Annotated in this window: 17 protein-coding genes; 5 read left to right on the top strand and 12 right to left on the bottom strand. The window is 47.4% G+C overall.

Annotated features, from left to right (window positions below; all coding sequences use genetic code 11):
• Positions 1 to 292: 292 nt before the first annotated feature.
• Positions 293 to 1,321, top strand: coding sequence for a hemerythrin domain-containing protein (locus tag QUB35_RS29490; protein ID WP_333145193.1), 1,029 nt, complete (start codon positions 293 to 295; stop codon positions 1,319 to 1,321).
• A 456-nt stretch (positions 1,322 to 1,777) separates the two neighbouring features.
• Here QUB35_RS29490 and QUB35_RS29485 read toward each other — a convergent pair whose 3' ends face one another.
• The 4 genes from QUB35_RS29485 to QUB35_RS29470 all read right to left on the bottom strand — a co-directional run bounded on the left by QUB35_RS29485 (position 1,778) and on the right by QUB35_RS29470 (position 8,418).
• The gene (locus QUB35_RS29485; protein WP_333145192.1) at positions 1,778 to 2,638 is read right to left on the bottom strand and encodes an SDR family oxidoreductase; all 861 of its coding nucleotides are present in this window, start codon (positions 2,636 to 2,638) and stop codon (positions 1,778 to 1,780) included.
• A gap of 398 nt (positions 2,639 to 3,036) precedes the next feature.
• On the bottom strand, positions 3,037 to 5,661 hold the full coding sequence (locus tag QUB35_RS29480) for an SdrD B-like domain-containing protein (RefSeq protein WP_333145191.1): 2,625 nt from the start codon (positions 5,659 to 5,661) through the stop codon (positions 3,037 to 3,039).
• Between the two features lie 178 nt (positions 5,662 to 5,839).
• Positions 5,840 to 6,130: a hypothetical protein gene (locus QUB35_RS29475; protein ID WP_333145190.1), complete on the bottom strand. Its 291-nt coding sequence runs from the start codon at positions 6,128 to 6,130 to the stop codon at positions 5,840 to 5,842.
• A gap of 368 nt (positions 6,131 to 6,498) precedes the next feature.
• Positions 6,499 to 8,418: an SdrD B-like domain-containing protein gene (locus QUB35_RS29470; RefSeq protein WP_333145189.1), complete on the bottom strand. Its 1,920-nt coding sequence runs from the start codon at positions 8,416 to 8,418 to the stop codon at positions 6,499 to 6,501.
• Positions 8,419 to 8,545: 127 nt separating this feature from the next.
• On the opposite strand from QUB35_RS29470, the gene QUB35_RS29465 reads away from it, so the two are divergent.
• Both QUB35_RS29465 and QUB35_RS29460 read left to right on the top strand, forming a co-directional pair.
• A complete protein-coding gene (locus tag QUB35_RS29465) occupies positions 8,546 to 8,692 on the top strand; it encodes a hypothetical protein (RefSeq protein WP_333145188.1) in 147 nt (48 codons plus the stop codon).
• Positions 8,661 to 9,341, top strand: coding sequence for a peptidoglycan-binding protein (locus QUB35_RS29460; RefSeq protein WP_333145187.1), 681 nt, complete (start codon positions 8,661 to 8,663; stop codon positions 9,339 to 9,341). Before QUB35_RS29465 ends, QUB35_RS29460 begins: the two co-directional genes overlap by 32 nt.
• Before the next feature lie 786 nt (positions 9,342 to 10,127).
• Here QUB35_RS29460 and QUB35_RS29455 read toward each other — a convergent pair.
• Positions 10,128 to 12,005 carry a DUF1565 domain-containing protein gene (locus tag QUB35_RS29455; protein ID WP_333145185.1) on the bottom strand — a complete coding sequence of 626 codons (1,878 nt, stop codon included), beginning with the start codon at positions 12,003 to 12,005 and terminating at the stop codon, positions 10,128 to 10,130.
• Positions 12,006 to 12,368: 363 nt separating this feature from the next.
• Between QUB35_RS29455 and QUB35_RS29450 the strand changes: the two genes are divergently transcribed.
• Entirely contained in the window at positions 12,369 to 13,451 is a 1,083-nt protein-coding gene (locus tag QUB35_RS29450; protein ID WP_333145183.1) for a thiamine phosphate synthase, read from the top strand.
• Between the two features lie 192 nt (positions 13,452 to 13,643).
• Positions 13,644 to 13,856, top strand: coding sequence for a sulfur carrier protein ThiS (thiS, locus tag QUB35_RS29445; protein WP_333145182.1), 213 nt, complete (start codon positions 13,644 to 13,646; stop codon positions 13,854 to 13,856).
• Between the two features lie 7 nt (positions 13,857 to 13,863).
• On the opposite strand, the gene QUB35_RS29440 is transcribed toward thiS, so the two are convergent.
• The 7 genes from QUB35_RS29440 to QUB35_RS29410 all read right to left on the bottom strand — a co-directional run bounded on the left by QUB35_RS29440 (position 13,864) and on the right by QUB35_RS29410 (position 18,737).
• The gene (locus tag QUB35_RS29440) at positions 13,864 to 14,379 is read right to left on the bottom strand and encodes a hypothetical protein (protein ID WP_333145181.1); all 516 of its coding nucleotides are present in this window, start codon (positions 14,377 to 14,379) and stop codon (positions 13,864 to 13,866) included.
• Positions 14,376 to 15,392 (bottom strand): AAA family ATPase, encoded by a 1,017-nt coding sequence (locus tag QUB35_RS29435; protein WP_333145180.1) that lies wholly within the window; start codon positions 15,390 to 15,392, stop codon positions 14,376 to 14,378. Before QUB35_RS29435 ends, QUB35_RS29440 begins: the two co-directional genes overlap by 4 nt.
• 143 nt (positions 15,393 to 15,535) lie before the next feature.
• Positions 15,536 to 15,835, bottom strand: coding sequence for a 50S ribosomal protein L27 (gene rpmA / locus QUB35_RS29430; protein ID WP_190738131.1), 300 nt, complete (start codon positions 15,833 to 15,835; stop codon positions 15,536 to 15,538).
• A 27-nt stretch (positions 15,836 to 15,862) separates the two neighbouring features.
• Entirely contained in the window at positions 15,863 to 16,255 is a 393-nt protein-coding gene (gene rplU / locus QUB35_RS29425; protein ID WP_333036112.1) for a 50S ribosomal protein L21, read from the bottom strand.
• A gap of 379 nt (positions 16,256 to 16,634) precedes the next feature.
• The gene (locus QUB35_RS29420; protein WP_333145179.1) at positions 16,635 to 16,850 is read right to left on the bottom strand and encodes a hypothetical protein; all 216 of its coding nucleotides are present in this window, start codon (positions 16,848 to 16,850) and stop codon (positions 16,635 to 16,637) included.
• Positions 16,851 to 17,175: 325 nt separating this feature from the next.
• On the bottom strand, positions 17,176 to 17,685 hold the full coding sequence (locus QUB35_RS29415; protein ID WP_333145178.1) for a DUF3122 domain-containing protein: 510 nt from the start codon (positions 17,683 to 17,685) through the stop codon (positions 17,176 to 17,178).
• A 110-nt stretch (positions 17,686 to 17,795) separates the two neighbouring features.
• Positions 17,796 to 18,737, bottom strand: coding sequence for a hypothetical protein (locus tag QUB35_RS29410; protein ID WP_333145177.1), 942 nt, complete (start codon positions 18,735 to 18,737; stop codon positions 17,796 to 17,798).
• Positions 18,738 to 18,883: the final 146 nt, after the last annotated feature.

Below are 18,883 nucleotides of genomic sequence, written 5' to 3'. Positions count from 1 at the left end.
ACTGTTGACTGTTGACTGTTGACTGTTGACTGTTGACTGTTGACTGTTGACTGTTGACTGTTGACTGTTGACTGTGGGCAGTGGGCAGTGGGCAGTGGGCAGTGGTCAGGAAGTAATTTTTGCTTTTTTTCAAACAACCTTGAGCCTTAATTTATTACCATTTTTTTGCTCAAAAGTCAATAGGTTGCACGGGATATTAATGAATCAGTCGGGAGAAAGAGGATGTTATCAGAATATATCAATAAATTAAGAGATGTAAGAACACTAAAGACCTTAAGAGGAGAAACGACTGATGGTAGCTACCTTAGAAGATACCAAGCGCCAAGCGATCGCGATGAAATTAGCAGACATGAAAGCGCTGCAAAATCTGTTGATCGCCAACGAGCAATTGTTCATCAATTCCTGCAACGACTCCGAACTAGCCCAGCGCTTCCGGGATATGCTCGAGGACGATCGCAAAAACTTGGGCGTATTAGAAACCGTAATCGTTCAATACGGAATTCAAACCGAGCCCAAAGAAACCAGCGCCAAAATGATTGAAGAAGTTCAGAAACTCATGCAAGGTTCTGAACTCACATTGTTTGAAAAAGTCACCCAGCACGAACTGCTCAAACACAAACAAACAATGGCCGGTTTGTTAATTCACAAAGCTGCTCAAGTAGTCGGCGCCGACATCGAAGCTGCCATTACCCCGCTCAACACAGTTAACTTTGAGAACCGCGCTCACCAAGAACAACTCAAAGGAGTTCTCGAAATTTTAGGCGTGCGCGAACTAACCGGCAAAGACCCCGACCAAGGCGTTTGGGCTCGCGTGCAAGATGCAATGGCAGCCATGACAGGCATCATCGGCGGTGCAGTTACCCGCAGCAAAGATGAGATGAACATCACCGAAATCATCTCAATGGATCACCGCAAAACCGATACCCTATTTATGGAAATCGCAAGCACCGACGATCCTCAAAAACTGCAAGAATTCTTCGGTCAACTTTACAAAGACCTCAGCGTTCACGCAGAAGCAGAAGAACAAGTTGTTTATCCCGCAGTTCGCAGCTACTACGGCAATACTCAAGAACTGTACAGCGAGCAAGCAGAAATGAAGCAGATGCTTGCCCAAATTAAGGCTCTCAACCCTAGTTCTTCTGATTTCAAAGACCAAATCAAACAGCTCCAAACAGCGGTTAAAGATCACATTCGACAAGAAGAAAACGATATGTTCCCTCACATTCGCCGCAACTTGAGCGAAGCACAAATGGAACAAATGGCTACTCAATTCAAAGCAGCCAAAAGCACTATCCAGCAAGAAATGGCTAACCTGAGCTAATTCAGCAGCAAGCTAATTGTAGCTCTAGCTGAGCTCAAAACTAGCTAAACTGCAACCTATCAATCCCGCTACCCACGTAGCGGGATTACTGTTTTTTTGAAAGACAATTTTAAAAAATAAATATATTATTTATTTGTAGGGGCGGGTTTCACGAAAGATACAGCATATTCCATGTATATGCGGTACACACAATCTTGTCGTAAGTAAGGTGCGTCGCCACCAGTCAATCTGCAAGTTTCATTAAACATGAGCAGCGACGCACCCTACATAACAATGTACCAACAATTAAGGCGGATACTGTACTTCATGAACCACCGAATATGCTGTATTTTGGGAAATTCATAATATAAATAAACCCGCCCCCCGATTTGTAGAGGGCGGGTTTATTTAGATTATGAATTACATCAAAGATTTTCGGTAAAACCCGCCCCTACGAGCATTGGAAGCAAGAAGATTTTAGCCGTTAATCACAGATCCTCCGTTGGGATGCAAAATTTGACCCGTCATGTAAGACGAATCTTTGGAAGCTAAAAACACGTAACTGGGGGCCACTTCATCGGGTTGACCGGCGCGTCCCAAGGCTGTGTCTGCACCAAATTTCTCCACTTTTTCTTCAGGGAAAGTTGCAGGAATTAGAGGCGTCCAAATCGGGCCGGGGGCGACTCCGTTGACGCGAATTCCTTTCTCAGCTAAACTTTGAGACAAAGAGCGAGTAAAGGCAACAATTGCTCCTTTTGTGGAGGAGTAATCTAGCAATTGTTGATTGCCTTTGTAGGCGGTGACTGAGGTAGTGTTGATAATTGCACTTCCTTCTTGGAGGTGTTTGAGAGCGGCTTTTGTGAGGTAAAACATTGAGAAAATGTTGGTACGGAAGGTGCGCTCTAATTGTTCGGCGGTGATGTCTTCAATGCTTTCTTGGGGATGTTGTTCGGCGGCGTTGTTGACGAGGATGTCGAGGCGGCCGAATTCTTTCACTGTTTGTTCTACAAGGTTTTGACAGACGCTTTCATCGCCGATGTCGCCGGCGATCGCAATACAGCGTCGGCCTTGTTGTTCGATCGCCTCTTTGGTCTTTTTGGCATCATCATCTTCGTTAAGATAGCTGATGACTACGTTAGCGCCTTCCTTGGCAAAGGCGATCGCCACTGCACGCCCGATACCGCTGTCTCCGCCAGTAATTAAGGCTACTTTGTCCCGCAATTTGTCGCTACCGCGATATCCCTCCGCGAAGGATTGAGGTTGCGGGGTCATCTCGGATTCAATACCGGGTTGCTGTTCTTGATGTTGAGCCGGATTAATCTTCTGTTCGGTTGGCATAAAAAATTCCTCTAACTTCTACCTCTATAAATAAAGGTTTTCTGTAACTAGGGAATCGCTCTTTTTGCCGATCGCGCTCTACCACTAAAGACAGTAATTAAAGAGATAAATAAACCCCCCTTCCGAACTCATGATTGTGGCGGGCTGGTTTATATAAATTGTGAGTTTTCCTCAAAGATTGTCGGTAAAACCCGCCCCTAGGAGCATCGGGATATATGTGTTGTAGAGGCGGGTTTCACGAAAAATATTTCCGGTAATTAAAGAAATCGATAAACCCGCCCCGCGAGCCTCTAATTATTGTCAAAACAGCAAAAAGCACGCCAAAACATGATTTGACGTGCAGTTTAAACAAGCTAGTTGCTAATTGCTGAGTCTCAAACTAGAGACCTAACTTAAGATTAAAGCAGCGAATTCGTAGTAGGCTTAGGAGGAACGACGAACAATGATTCATCACGCTTCTGAGCTTCTAAAAACGGTAGGATCGCAGCCTGTGCCCCCTCTTCCCACTTCTTGCCATTAACAACATTAGCCGCACCAGCATTATCAAGTACGATCGAGTTGTTAACAGAGGGACCAGATGGAGCAACCGAGCCGCCGTCGAGCAGAGGATCGGTACCAGTTGCCCGGTTCGGAGATTCACCAGTCACCGGATCGGTATTATCCATATCCTGGATGCTACTTAGTCTTACTATTCCCGATGGGTCTGGGGTCGTCACAGATGTCGTAGGCACTGTGTTAGGGCCCGGCACGTCAAAGCTAACCGGGTTGGGCCCAGTTGGGATGGGGAAATTGTTGGTAACGCCCGCAGTATTAAAAACTTCCAAAACCGAGTAGCTGGCTGGAGACAAATTATTAAACCGAGCAATACCAGCAGCATCAGTTCTCACCAGCGGTTCTGTTGCAGCATCGTAGCGACCGTTGCCGTTGAAATCCAAAGTGAAGGGCACATCGGCCAGGGGCGGTTCGTTTCCGTTGCGTATACCGTTGCGGTCGTCATCTCGGAATTTAGGAACCAAGAGGTCATAGCGGCGAGAGTTACCCACCAAAGCACAAGTAAAGGTTTGATTCGCACCGAGAACAATATCCAGCGGTTGAGTCGTTTTGAAGAAGCCCGAAGGTAATACTTCCCGAACGCTGTAATTGCCAGGGCGCAAATTGGTGAATGCAAAGGTACCAAACTGATCGGTAATAGAAGTGGGCTCTGTTGCTTGCAACACACCGTCACCATTGGTATCGATAGCAATGGTGACACCAGCAATAGCTGGTTCATTGCCATCTCGATAACCGTTTAGGTTGAAGTCCTCAAACTTGCACCCGGTGATATTGCTGTTGCGTGTGTTGGCAAAGGTAACGTTGGCGTCCTGAGTGTTCAGGGTAACATCAACGCGATCGGGAGTAGAAGGCGAGAAATTCGGCGGTACCACTTCTCGGACGACATAGTTGCCCGGTGACAAGTTGGTAAAGGCAGCTCTTCCCTGCTCATTTGTGCTCAGTTGCTGTTCTCCAGTGTCAGGAGTGCCGTTATTGTTGGTGTCCAGGAAGACACTGATACCCCTAATTGGCGCTTCACCCTGATTTGGTTCGTAGCGACCGTTGGCATTCAAGTCGTTGTATTTGAAGACATTGATGAGTGGTAGAGTGTTGCCCACACCTGCATTATTGCCAATACCCTCAGTAGCTCCAACCGGAGAAAAGGTAAGTGATGGTGAGGGGTTGGGGGCTGGTAAAGTTGTAACTGGCGCAGCAAAAATCGGCCGCTCACCAGTGGTGGCGATCGCTCTTTCACCGGCTTGTTGAACGCCGTCGCGGTTGGTGTCTACGAATTTAGGGTCGTTGGGTTTCAGCGTGTAGGTTGAGTCTGCTACTAGGAGCGGTTGCTCTTTGCTGATGGTACCCTGGAATCGCGCCTGCGGCCCTGGTGCCGAAACCAGAGCGGGGTTTGGAGTGGTTGCTACTGGAGCATTGAGGTTTCCTGGGGCACCGCCACCTACTTCTGCAGGCAGTACACCTGGAAAAATTTCCAAGACTCTGTAATTGCCAGCTCGCAAATCCTTGAAGGTAACGACTCCGTTCGCATCTGTGATGGCTATCGGTTCGGAGCCTGCTCCATCCCAGCGACCGTTCCCGTTCACATCTAAAATAAACGGTACTCGGGCAATGGGGGGTTCCAAGAGTCCATTAACAAGATTTCGCAAGCCGTTGCGGTCTTGGTCTCGAAACTTGTTAACTTCAATTTGATAGAGCGGAGTATCGCCAACTTGAGCGCAGGCAAATGTTTGACCTGCTGCTACTGTCACGTCCAGTACGGGAACGTTGCCGGGGGGAGTGCTTTGGGGAAAATCGTTTGTTTCTAAGGGTTCGGCGTTTGGAGGGTTATCGTTAACTTCTAGTCCGGTAACAGAACTAATCTGTCGTCTGATCCGTTCTTCCCGAATCTTGTAGGTTCCGGGTGCTACGTTGAACGACCATGCACCATTTTTGTCTGTTAAGGTGTTCTGTTCCCCTGCATCGCGTTGACCGTTGCCATTTGAATCAATATATATCCTGACATTTTTAATCCCCGGTTCATTCCCATCTCGGAAGCCGTCGGCATCTATGTCTAAATATTTGCATCCAACGATTCGGCTGCCTACATCGACTGGGCCGTTGCCAAAGAAAACGTTGACATTTCTGTTGCCAAGGGTGACAGCTAGGGGGTTGGGAGTAGTAGGGGTTAAACCAGGAGGTATTGCCGTTTCCGTGAGTACGTAATTGCCGGGGACAAGATTTATGAATGAGAACGCGCCGTTAGCGTCCGTCGTGGTTCGTAGCCCGGCATTTACTCCGGGTGATACTGTTGTGCTACCTGTTGCTGTTGCTGTTTGGATGAGAATGGGGACATTCGCCAGACCTGGTTCATTTGCCTGTCTGATGCCATCCCGGTTCTGGTCAAAGAACTTGATGCCTAAAATTGCCGGGCCAGCATTCCCAACCACAACTGGCTGTAATTGCTGGGCAATCCGCTCTTCCTTAGTTTCTGTCATGATTTCTCTCCTTCACACCTAAATCCACGTAAATTACAGACTACTGTATGGGTTGTAACTTGCTGAGTAGTTTTTACTAATAGCTGACAACCGCTACTCGATTTTACATACGTCTGCACTTGAGGTAATGTTCCCATCTCACACAACAATGCCTCAAGCTTTGTCGCTGGCAAGTATATCAGGTTTTGAAGAACCCTGGCAATTTGAGGGCAACATCTTCAGGATTTGCACGCCTTCTCTGTCCGTACATACTTGCTGTTTCGAGCTTTAAAAAGCCTAAGACTGACTTCTCCCCCCTGATATCAAGTCCGGCTGCATTGTTCTTGTTCGTCCTGGTTCGCTGTCCTAGGCGATCGCCTCCTCTGGGATTGCCAATGACAGATATCCCAGCATCGATCGATCTACCGGACTTGATATGACTTGCTTTGCCTGGAAATACGCTGATCGGGTTTGGGCAGGGCTGTTTCATTCTCACCAAAAACATGAATTTTGACTCTTGTAGTGCTACCCCTACTCCCCGTGCCTACCCCCGACCTAGACGATTTGAGCGGCAGGTCAGACCCAGAGGGCCGGCACGGGGAGTAGGGGTAGCACGGCCCCTAGGTCGAATGAAACAGCCCTGCGGGTTTGGGGGAATTACCTGATAGTTTCTCACTCACGGAGATGCTACTGCCTCTGAATCTTGCAACCAATATACAAGCCAGCTTCGGAGTTGCCGGAACTTAGGCTTGAGTGTTGGAGGTTGCCAACAATAGGGTATCACGCGATCGCCCTTTCACCTCTTCCTTATTTTTATCTGCGGTTTGGGATTCCGGGCGATCGAGCGAATGTGTCACCCTACATAACCCCGAAATCTCTCGCGCCCATCGGCACAAACGAGTGAGCGATCGCCCCTTTAATTAATTCATTTTTATTGACAAATTCACCGACTTGTGCATAAGTATCCAGACCGACATTCTGTGGCCCAATGTTAGGAATATTGCCTAAATTGGCAACAGGTCGATCGACCAAAAAATCACTAATTCGATAACTATCACGAGCCTCGCTCAAAAGCAAGCTATCCGCCCCCATATTACCCGCAGTTTCGGGCCAGGTATAGTTGCTGGCATCCGTCAGCAGGTCGCCCTTCAAGGATTTAGCCGACCAACCCTCAGCATCTGGCATCACCAAATCGATGCTGCTAGCCCGAATATCTGCGGAGACAACAACCACCGCAGGTGGAGTCGTTGGAATGAAACCGGGCGGCGGAACTTCGCGGACAACATAACTACCTACAGGAACGTTACGGAAACTGTAATTGCCCTGAACGTCGCTTAAGGTACTCGCTTCGCCCGGATCTAAACTGCTGTTGTTGTTGAGGTCGATGTAAATCTGAGTGTTGGCGATCGGCGGTTCCCCCGGATCTAGGCGGCCGTTAGCGTTAAAATCGTTAAATTTCACACCGCTGATCGTGCCAGTCACCAACACGTTACCAAAGCTGAGATTAGTGGCATTTGTGCCGTTACCCACGGTAATGGGAGTCGGATTAGGCGTGGTTTGTCGAAAACCGGGCTGCGGGACTTCCCTCACCACATAAGTCCCTGGAGGCAAATTGATAAAAGAGAAATTACCTTGGGGGTTTGTTAAAGTCGAAGGTTCGTTGGGGTCTCGGCCGCCGTTGTTGTTGAAATCAAGGTAAATCGGCCAGTTGGCAACTCTCGGTTCCGTCGGTTCGTTGATACCGTTACCGTTGAGGTCGTTGAACTTGAAGCCGCTGATGCTGCCGGTAGGAAAATTGTTGCCGAAATTGACGCCGACAACATTGGTATTGCCAGTTATGTCGATCGGGCCTGGATTTGGCGTAGTCTGTACCCATCCCGGTTGCTGGACTTCCCTCACCAAATACCGGCCGGGAGAAACATTGGCAAAAGTGTAGTTGCCTTGGGGGTTTGTGATGGTGTTGGGTTCGCCGGGCTCAAAGCTGCCGTTGCCGTTGAGGTCGATGTAAATTGGCCAGTTAGCCAGAGGCGGGTCTGTCGCATCTCTGACGCTGTTGGCATTGAGGTCGTTGTATTTGAGACCGCTGATGCTGCCGACAAAAAAGACATTGCCAAAATTGATGTTGTTGACAGTCGCGTTGGAAGTAACGTTAACCGGGCCGGGGTCAGGCGTGGTTTGGCGAAAACCCGGTTGCTGGACTTCTCTGACCAAATATGTACCTGCGGGAATATTGACAAAAGCGTAATTGCCCTGAGCGTTTGTCAAAGTAACCGGTTCGCCACCGTCGAGCCTGTTGTTGCGGTTGAGGTCGAGGTAAATTTGCCAGTTAGCTAGCCCTTGTTCCCCAGGATCTCGGCTGCTGTTGTTGTTGATGTCGTTGAATTTTGTCCCTGCGATCGTCCCTGCGTTAAAGTTGTTGCCAAAATTGATATTGCCAGCATTTGTGCCGCTGGTAATCGTGATGGGTGCGGGATTTGGGGTAGTTTGGCGAAAGTTCGGCTGCTGGACTTCCCTAACTTGGTAAGTTCCCGGCGGCAGGTTGGCGAAGATGTAGTTGCCTTGCGGGTTTGTGAGGGTGGAAGGTTCGTTAAACTCAGGCTGGCCGTTGTTGTTGAGGTCGAGGTAGATTTGCCAGTTGGGAATGGGGAATTCTCCAGGATCTGGGCGGCCGTTGGCGTTGAGGTCGTTGTATTTGGTGCCGCTGATGCTGCCGACTTGGAAGTTCCCGATGTTGACGTTGCCGATGTCTATTTGGCTGGCGGTTATGGATTCGGACATGGTGTTGCTGGGGCCCAATGAACGCGGTTCAATGTTTTCTGTAGGGCAATCTAGCAGTTTTTTTGCCAATTGCAGCTATTTCAGGGGATAAATTATTTTTAGGAAAGGGAAGGGAGGGGAATCAGAAATGCCCAATGCCCCATGCCCCATGCCCCATGCCCCATGCCCTGTTTGGCCGATGCGTAAATTTTTTCCAGATTTGATGTACGATCGCTACCAGTTTTGCAGAGGTCGAATTCCCAATGTCCCAAAACTTGACAGCAAGCTGGAATGACGCCCGCGAGGTTCCCAGTTTGCTCTTCGGCTGGAGTTTGTGCGGTTTATTGGCAATGAGCTCGATCGCCCCTACTCCTGCTGTCGCACAGCTACCTACCTCCGAACAGAGTAACAGCAATAGCCCGATCGCTCAAACAGGTGCGATCGTCCGCCCCACGCTCAAATTGGGCAGCCGCGGCTCGGAAGTCATCGAACTCCAAGCTGCTCTTCAATTGTTGGGCTTTTATACTGGCACTGTAGACGGGATTTTCTCACAAAGCACCGCTAGAGCTGTGTCTCAGTTCCAGGAAGCAGCAGGCCTGCCTCCCGACGCCATAGTCGGTCAAGATACTTGGAACCGGCTGTTTCCTGCGACTCGGAGCGCGATGGTCGAAAACCCCACAGCCAACATTCCCCCAACTGCCGACAACTCAGAGATTAGCCCCGAAGCGCAGCCCACCAATTTTCCCGTTTTAAGAAGACGAATGCGCGGGCCGGCAGTCAGAGATTTGCAAGAACGGCTGCGGGCCAAGGGATTTTTGCGCGTGAGTGCTGACGGCGTGTTTGGCCCGGAAACTCAAGCTGCTGTCAAGGCGGCTCAGCGACAATATCAACTGCCAGCAGACGGCATTGTCGGCCGCGCAACTTGGGAAGCTCTGCTGCGTTGACACCAAGCAAATAGTGCCGGCTATGCACGTTGCGGTATCGGGCGATCGTACAAATTGTTAATAATCGCTTTTGGAAGTATTTCGTCACATCAAAAAGTGTCAAGTTTGGTAAACAAAGTGTTTTTAGGCGCGCAGTTGGTGTTAACTTAAAAACATGAGGGGCAAAACCAAGAAGCACAAAAAACTTGGATAAAAAATTTGGAATTAGAGTATTTGTCCCGATCGGCTCTAGTTCGCAGGCAACGCCTGAACCGTGTAGCTTATTAGCACAGAAAGGTTGATATTGCGATTCGTATTGGTTAGATAGCTTGAGGCTATTGGATTAATCAAAAGTTGCGATCGCAGAACAGTCAAACACAGAAGTCTGAATAGACTCCGCTGATAGCTAGCTCGTATGCAGAGTAGTTGCAAGCAAAAAAGTCCACCTTAGTTGTAGTTGGCTGAAACTCAGCAGAGCTAAAAACCCACTTGAATCAACTGAATTTACAAACTTTTTAGGGTCTGGCATCCGATATGCTAGGCCCTAAAAGTTTTGATCGTTGACAGTTGACAGTTGACAGTTGATAGTTGACAGTTGACAGTTGACAGTTGACAGTTGACAGTTGACAGTTGACAGTTGATAGTTGACAGTTGATAGTTGACAGTTGATAGTTGACAGTTGATAGACCTCTGGCAAAAGTCCTTTTAATAAAATTTTGGAACGGGCATCTTGCCCGTCCTAGTTATTTTTGAAAGAGGTCTAATGACTACTGACTACTGACTAATGACTACTGACTAATGACCATTTCATTTAATTTCTTCAATTCGAGCATTCAAACCGTTAGCGCTGAGCATTTGTAGCAATTCCTCAGCTTTTTCGCGTTCCCGAAAAGCACCGGCTTGCATCACGGGTCGCCCGCTGGCAAAACTGCGAAAAGCACCGGGAACGAGGGATTGCATTTTTTGTCGATCGCCCCAACTGTTGGCATCCACCACAACTCGATAGCGCAAACCCAAAGCAGACGGTCGATCGAACGACGGCGAATTATCCGCGGCATCGGGCCAAGAATTCCCCCCTAAAGCAGCAGGTACATAGCCGCCCCTTCCGATCGGAATGTTGCGGCCCGGAACCGGCAATCTACCTTCGGAAGCAACCGAACTCGAACTATCAAAATTGGGAGGAATCATTGGTTGCTGTACCGAACTTTCCGAAACTGATCGATAATTCGGATCGGGCACAGGAATTGCGATCGTCCCTGGGACTACCGATGAAGCACCGACATTCCTCCCAGAAAGCTCTTGCTGCAACTGAGCGCTTGGCGGTGCCGATAGATTTTGCACTGGTCGCCTGGAAACGGGCGCAGGCGGGGGAAGTGGCGCTCTTTCAACTCTGGGGCTTAGCCGTCCGGGGGTGTAAGCAGGGAGAGAAGTGTCGGGGCCACCGATGTTGGGAGGTCGATCGGCTATACGCTGCAAAGCACTTCCCCCCATTGGCCCAGGGGTAAAAGTTCCCGCCACGTCAACCGATCCCGTCGTCCGGCTGCTCGACAATTGATTCCCGTAAGCTGGGATTACTTGACCTTTGGCCGCATTGTTGACATCGTACTGACCGTTGTTGCGAATGACATTGCCCCCCGGTTCGGCAGCAGTTCCCAAATCCGGCAGAGAGCTCGATATCGCCACAATTCCGTCCCGCCGATTACTCTCGATATAATTGTTACGCAGCACGGGTCTAGCATTAGCTTGCACCACCACGCCATCCTTATTGCGAGTAATTTTGTTGCCAATCAGCAGAGGCGAAGCGTTCTGCGCTACATTCACCCCAAATCCCGTGTTTTCAAACACATTATCTCGAACTTCCGGCTGGGAAGTGCCAAAAATCGTGATGCCGTTAGCTCCATTTTTCGAGAAAACATTCCCGCCAATCGTAGGCCTGGAAGTACCCACTACCGAAATGCCGTCGTGAGTGCTGCCAGAAAAAGTATTGTTAACAACCGTCGGAGAACTCGATTCGATCCACAAAGCGTAACCCCGATAGTTGGTATTCGTCACCGTCACCCCGCTGAGTCCCGCCCCATCTGCGCCTAAAATCGCAATATTTTGACCCGCCGAAGTCGGACTGATAAAGTATCCTCCGCCTTTGATGACAATATTCTGACCGCGAGTGTTGGGATTTCCCTGAACTGTCACGCTGGGCCTGAGCATTAATGGAAATTTTTCGCCGGTTTGCTCGCTGTAAGTACCGGGCGCTAGCAAAATCGCTGTTTTGGGCGGGGCCACGCTTAATGCGTAGGTAAGGGTTTTAAACGGAGCTCGATCGCTGCCGTTGCCTCCTGTGTCGCTGCCGCCGATCGAGCTGACGTACAGTATGTTAATCTCGCTCTGCAGCGTCTGAGAAAGTAGCTGCACTCCCGGTATCCCGGCAGCGATAACTGACGGTTGATGGTTGCAAAGGGCGGTGGTGGCAAAAACGAGTAGAAGGCAAGAACTCAAATAAGATTTTTGCGATCGCTTTTCTTTGCACCAGGTCTGTTGTAAGTAAATCAGCATAAAAAAACGCAACTTATCTGTGATCCGAGTTTCGCCTCCGGTGTTTCGTGTCGGGTTTTCGCGATCGAAGTTTAAAGACGCCCGCCTGCTTGGGTTGTTCTCCCTTAATCTTTTGTGTTGTTCTGCTAACCTCACGGCTCTCCTCCCAAGTGTGGTATGCAGCTTAACGATTTCACTCTCATCAAGTTTGATCTATTATGCTTCGTTTTTCTCAAATTCAATAAAACTTAAAAATTTGTCTAAATTAAATCGGTGGAGGTAAAAATTAGGCCGATCACTTTGCTACGATCTTGACCAAGAATTTCAAAGGTGGTACAAGCCCCCGTCTCGCTCCGTGGAATCAATCGAAAGCATCTCAAATCTAAAATCCTCAAGCCCCCGAATTTATCTCGCGCAAGTCAATCCAAAATCCAAAATCTAAAATCTAAAATCGAATGACGGCGTGGGACAATGTAGCGGTTTGACTGGTAGGATTAATTATAATTAGGGTGGTTCTGAATGACCGACAAACAAAACAGAACTTTACCGGCACAGCCAGCCCTCTGCCGGATTTTAGATGCAAATTTAGATCGATCGCGCGAAGGGTTGAGAATTATTGAAGAATGGTGCAGGTTTGGTCTCAACAGCGCCGATTTAGCTGGCGAGTGCAAGGAACTGCGTCAAGAATTGGCGGCTTGGCACGTCGCAGAACTTCGCAGTTCTAGGGATACGCCGGCCGATCCGGGTACGGAGTTGACTCACCCGCAGGAAGAGCAGCGTTCGAGCATTCAGCAGCTACTGGAGGCGAATTTCTGTCGGGTGGAAGAAGCTTTGCGGGTACTCGAAGAGTATGGCAAAATTTACGATCGGAATATGGGCGCGGCTTTTAAGCAGATGCGCTATCGGGTTTATACTCTCGAAAGCGATTTGCTGGCTTACCGGCGCTACCAGCAGTTACTTCGATCGCAGTTATACCTTGTAACTTCGCCGAGAGACAACTTGTTGGGAGTCGTGGAAGCTGCTTTGCAAGGGGGACTGACTTTGGTGCAGTACCGCGACAAAACCTCAGACGACGGCGCAAAGCTGGCCAACGCGCGTAAGCTTTGCGAACTTTGTCACCGCTATGATGCTTTGCTGATTGTGAACGATCGCGTGGATTTTGCGATCGCAGCGGATGCCGACGGCGTACACTTAGGACAGCAAGATTTGCCTGTGGCGGAAGCGCGCAAGTTGCTCGGCCCGGGACGGATCATCGGTTGTTCGACTACGAATGGCGAGGAAATGCAGCGAGCGGTTGACGCGGGAGCAGATTATATTGGAGTTGGGCCGGTCTACTCCACTCCTACTAAACCTGATAAACAGGCCGCAGGTTTGGACTATGTGCGGTATGCTGCTACTAAGTCACCGATTCCGTGGTTTGCGATCGGCGGAATTGATATCAACAACCTCGATGAAGTATTGAATGCCGGAGCTCAAAGGGTTGCCATAGTACGCGCGATTATGGAAGCAGAACAGCCTACTTTAGTCACGCAGTTTTTCATCTCGCAGTTGATTCGGATGCAGAATCTAAAAGCTCAGAAAGCTTTGCACGGAAAAAGCTAGGTTTCAGTAAGCTAGGACTTACACATCGGTAGTCAGAAACCGGGTTTTTTTGCGAGAAGACACGTTACAGCCCGCAAATTCGGTAAAAACCCGGTTTCTCTGGTAAAAGTGCATCCAGGACTGTTATTGAAAAAGTCGGGAACCTAACAAATAACAAATAACTAATAACTAATAACTAATAACTAATAACTTATGATAAATAAAATTGCGCTGCAAGTTAACGGAGAAACCCGCAATTGTGCGATCGACACACCGTTACCAGAATTACTAAAACAATTGGGATTAAACCCGCGCTTGGTGGCTGTGGAGTACAACGGGGAAATTCTGCACAAACAATTTTGGGAAACTACACAGATGCAAGAGGGGGACATCTTGGAAATTGTGACAATTGTGGGAGGAGGCTAGCCACAAATTAGCTAATCAATCCTTGTAATCTAGCCATTGTGTCATTCAGCACCACCACAGAAGTCGCAGATAAATTCCAAGTTTTGATTGTAGGGTTGAGTGCTTTTTTGAGCGCATCCTGTAGCGGTGGTAGCCGTGCCTCTTGATGTCCCTTGATCACCAGTATTAAGCGAAAATCAACTTTTTGGAGATCCAGCGTTTGAAAGGAGTTAGGCAATTCTCCCCAGGTAGAATGGCGCTTTAGGCAAGTTGCTACAGTCAACGTGAGCGCGTTGGTCAACTTCTCTTGAATTTCGAGGAGAAAATGATCGAAATTAGGCTGAGTTTCAGGACGTGGGGAACTCTGCTTTGCCTCCACAATCCATACTATAGAGTCATCTTGGGAATGGAGCAGTAAGAACTCCGCTATCTTCACGCCTTCGTTGATTTTTTGATAAGTTTCGCTTTTCTCAATGTAGAAGCAATCTCCTTCTGGGTAAGGGCCGAATGTCATGCCAGACTCACTAATTGGCTCAGTCGTCATTGCAATGCCAGCTCCACCTCTTCTTTGTAGAGCTGGATTGATTCGTCGATAATTGGGTTGTCTGGCAACCCTTCCCTGAGATTTGCGAGCTCCCAACGATTATCTTTCACAGAAATTATTGGAATTGATAGTTTATTGTTTTTCTGTGCAATGAGAAACAGTTTTTTGATGACAAAATAGGAGTGACTCGCCATGAAAAACTGGATTCCACACTCAGCTAACATGGCAATAATATCGAGAAACTTTGAAATTGTGGCTGGATGTAGTGCTGATTCTGGCTCATCGATGAAGATTACCGATTTTTGGTCAAGATAACGGTTCCCTAGTAAGGTGTCAAGAATGGAAATCTTCTTAATACCTTCTGCCGTTACGCCAATAGGGAACTTTTGATTCCCCTTCTTGAACTGCCAACGCCCCAAATTTTCATCATACTCAACCTTTCCCTCTAGAATCTCGCTTAGGTTCTTTCTGGACATAGCAAACTGCTGGTAATTTCTGCCACCTGTAGGAGGTTGGCGCAGTGCTCGTGCTAAATCGAGATAGGTATCATCGAAACCGAAGGTCTTGCTCAGTTCGCGGGATTGTAGAATGATATGATGCAGGGAGAGAACTTCTTTTGTAGGTAAAAAAATAGAATTACTACTTCGAGGTGGAACATGATTTTCTAGAGTTTGGATATTTTTCGTGGTGTCTTTACCAAATCTATAATAAAAATCTTGACCATCACAATTGAGCTTGAAAGATAGTGGTTCATCTGCTCCTTTGCTCACAAGGTCGCCGATTTTCTCTATCTCAAAAGTCCAATACAGTTTGTCTGCGAGTATTTCGGAAGCATTGCGTGGTTCGTTGCCCCGTTTATACTCTTCTAGGGTTCGCATAGCACTGTAAAGCGCTTTGAGCAGAATGGTTTTACCTGTTCCATTGCCGCCGATAATCAAATTAATGTGACCTAAGTTCTCGCACTTGAACTGATGGATAGGTCCAAAGTTCTTGAGTTCAAGGCTGTTTATCATCGGTTATTTCTCACAAAACTTGTCTACCAAACCTTAGATACCCGACTTCTTAAAGAAGTCGGGTATCTGGGTATATTGAGATAGAGAATCAGGAGGCATAGCCTCTAGATATGCGTTCCCAGGCATAGCCTAGGAACGAAGAATTAAACTGCGACAGCTTCAGCCACGGGTTCAGCCACAGGTGCTGCTACAACAGGATAAATGCTAACTTTCTTGCGAGTTTTGCCTTTTCTTTCAAAAGTCACCACACCGTCAATCATGGCAAACAGAGTATCATCTCTGCCGATACCAACATTATTACCAGGGTGAACTTTAGTGCCGCGTTGACGGATCAAAATGTTGCCAGCTTTGACAACTTGACCGCCGTATTTTTTGACACCCAGACGCTGAGAATTAGAATCGCGTCCGTTACGTGTACTGCCTGTACCTTTCTTGTGGGCCATAATATCCTCAACTGTATTTACTATTTTTTATTCTGAATCAGTTTCGGCGGTTTGGGGGGTTTCAACAACTGCTTGAGTTAAGTCTCTGGCGGCCAAGACTGTACCGTTGACGCTGATGGAGTCAATCATAAAGCGAGTTGTTTCTTGACGGTGCCCTTTTTTCTTCCGAGTTTTCTTTTTCGGCTTCATCTTGTAGACGAGGACTTTGCGGCCCCGGAAATGCCGGAGAACCGTTCCTTCTACAGTGGCATTTTCTAGTAGAGGCTGGCCGATATGAACCTCGCCTTCGTGCTGGATCAGAAATACTTTGTCTATGGTGACTTTGGATTCAGCTTCAACGTGAAGCAGTTCGATGTCGTAGAAGCGGCCTGGTTCTACCCGAAATTGTTTGCCGCCGGTTTCAATGATTGCGTAAGTCATGGGATGGTTGTTGAGATTGCCGTACAGGTAGCTGATGAGTCTTTGGTCATTGGTCGTTGTGGACTTTTGACTGCTGACTGCTCTCCAGCTTTTGGAATGTCTTAACCTGATCCGAGCCGGATTTAGACAGACAATCTACCATTATTCGCGATTTTGGTATTTTTGTCAAGTTCGATCGCGCTGGAAAGTTCTAATTAGGTAAGACTTAGGCACGGGTGGTCAGAAACCGGGTTTTTTACGAAAATTCTTCGTTTTCAGCCAGAGATTAGGTAAAAAACCCGGTTTCTTCGGTCTTAATGGGTAAGTCCTGTTAGGGATAAAAATAGAAGATGCTGTAAATTTTTTATCCCATTGATCCAAAAGGGCGATCGAACTGGATTCAAGCCGTCGCAGAACATTTGCGCGATCGTAACAATTCCAAAGCTTGTTGTTTCACCCTACCTTCCATCACCTCTTTCTGCAAATTAATAAAAGCGTCAAAATCTTCTAAACCATACTTGGTCATCTGCAACTGCTGTCGCAACTGTTCTTCTGCCTCAACCGTTAAGTAACCTGTTGCCAAAGCTTTGCGGACAATTTTACTGATTAAAGTCATAGTAGCTTCACCCTGAATACACCTACGTTAAAACACTGAAGTTTTGTCACCCGACTAACTCAGCTTTGAGTTTGTTTCATAATTACCCTTAAAATAGGTTAAATCTACCTTAAGGTCTAAGTAAATAAAGTTATTTTTAATACATCCATCAAACTTTAGCGATTTGAAATGTAGAGTACGATTAAATTTATCTATTTAGTTTTTGCCCGACCACATTATTATTCAACTACGTTAAATCTACCTTAAGGCATAATTTAAACATAACGATTTGTGACCTTGGAAATTGTATCGATGTTAAATGTAGAGTGCGCTTAAATCGGTATATTTAGTTTCTATCTAACAACAGCCGCCATTCTCTGACAGCAAAAGGAGGAACCACCAATTCTGTTTCTTTTAGATTTTTCACAGGCAAACTCAACAGCAAAGGTCGATTACTTTCCAATTGTGTAATTATTGATTTGAAATCGTATTCTCCGACATTAATTGGCAAACCCGACTCGTTCCAAATATCATTAGCATTGCCCATTTCCCGCTTGCCCGCCGCAACTTTCAGCGGAACAGGATGCTGCAATTCTGTTCCGGGAAATCCTACTAATCTCAGATTTAAAGACTTTACTACTCCCGACTTTACTCGCTTGTACAAAACAACTTGCCATGCTTTGTCATCTGTATCACGCAGGCTTTCTACGGATCGGAACATTACTGTCTCGGCAGTTTCGGGATATTTGTGAATCGAAGCCAAAGCGGGCGGGCTGACAGCTAAGATTAGATACAAGCACAAGCTAATTACAGTTAAAGCCTTGAAGAGGGAAGGTTTGGTACTGAGATTGTTCATAGGATGACCAAAATATCGCTTGTTACCCAAAAGTTTAATAGATAAAAAAGTAGGGTACGTCGCAGGCACCCTACTACTCATTTTAAACCTAGATGAATCCAACTGCCTGCTTAGGCGGGAAGAGCATAAAAAGCAACCCCCTCATCCCGGAAATCTGACCTCGCCTGTACCGCCCGCCGCTGCTCTGCGCTTGCTGTGAAAAAGTGTGTAATATTTAGCGAATTTTCCCGTTCCCTCGCCAGGTTGGTAAAACGATAGATGGGTATTGCACCCGGAACTGCGGTGCTATATGAATTGAAAACCTCCCCCTGATCGCGGAACTGGGGTAAGGTGCGAACAAACTGTATCTCACCAGGTTTATTAGTAAAGAAATAGGTTCCTGATGCCGTATTTAAGAAGCGTTGAACCTTTGCGTTACCGTCGCCTGGAGCCTTAAATTCATCGCCTTCACTCTGGAAACGAGCAAAGTTGGTTAGTCGGTCACTTTTCTCTATCTGGTCTGTAGTATAAAAATGCCCTCCTGCCGTCTTGTCAAAGAAACGCGCGACGGGAATGCCAGTACTGCCTGCTGGATTTACAGGCGCACCTGTTATAGGGTCTTTCAAGGTGACACTCCCACTGGGAGTTGCAACCTGTAATGTGAAAGGCTGAGGAAGTTGTGTTAACGTATTCCTGCTAGTCACGCGGACTACATAGTCCACACCAGGCAGACTTGTAAGCGTCGTGGGACCAGCACCATTGGAGTATTGGACAACAGGACTCGGTATTTTTGAGTTGACGCCGCTGCCGCCATCATCAACCTGAGCAATAAGAAGACCCGTATCAGTGACATTCGCACCCGTGTTGCCTTTGGGTACCTGAAAGACTTGCAAGTAAGGGTCGAAGCTAGTGCTTAGATCTTTAAAAAGATCGATTGATATAGGCTGATTAACTAACTCTACCTCTAAGAGGTAATCTTTAGCGCGAGTTCTTGCAGGACCATCGTTAGGATTAGGAGTCGGGATATCCTTGTCAGTTGTAGTTAACTGATTTGTCACTTGAACTGATGCCATTTAAACTGTCCTCTTAACTTTTCTGATAGCAGGTGTTATAAAATCCTACCTGCTACATTTATAAAACACTCAATACCGATAAGTTACCTAAGAGCTATTAGTATTTTTATTAGGTATTTTTGTGAGGACACTAGGTTAAAAATTAT

The organism is Microcoleus sp. B13-B6 (assembly GCF_036705405.1).
In the GTDB taxonomy this organism is placed as follows: Bacteria; Cyanobacteriota; Cyanobacteriia; order Cyanobacteriales; family Microcoleaceae; genus Microcoleus.
This window is presented reverse-complemented; position numbering and strand designations above follow the sequence as displayed.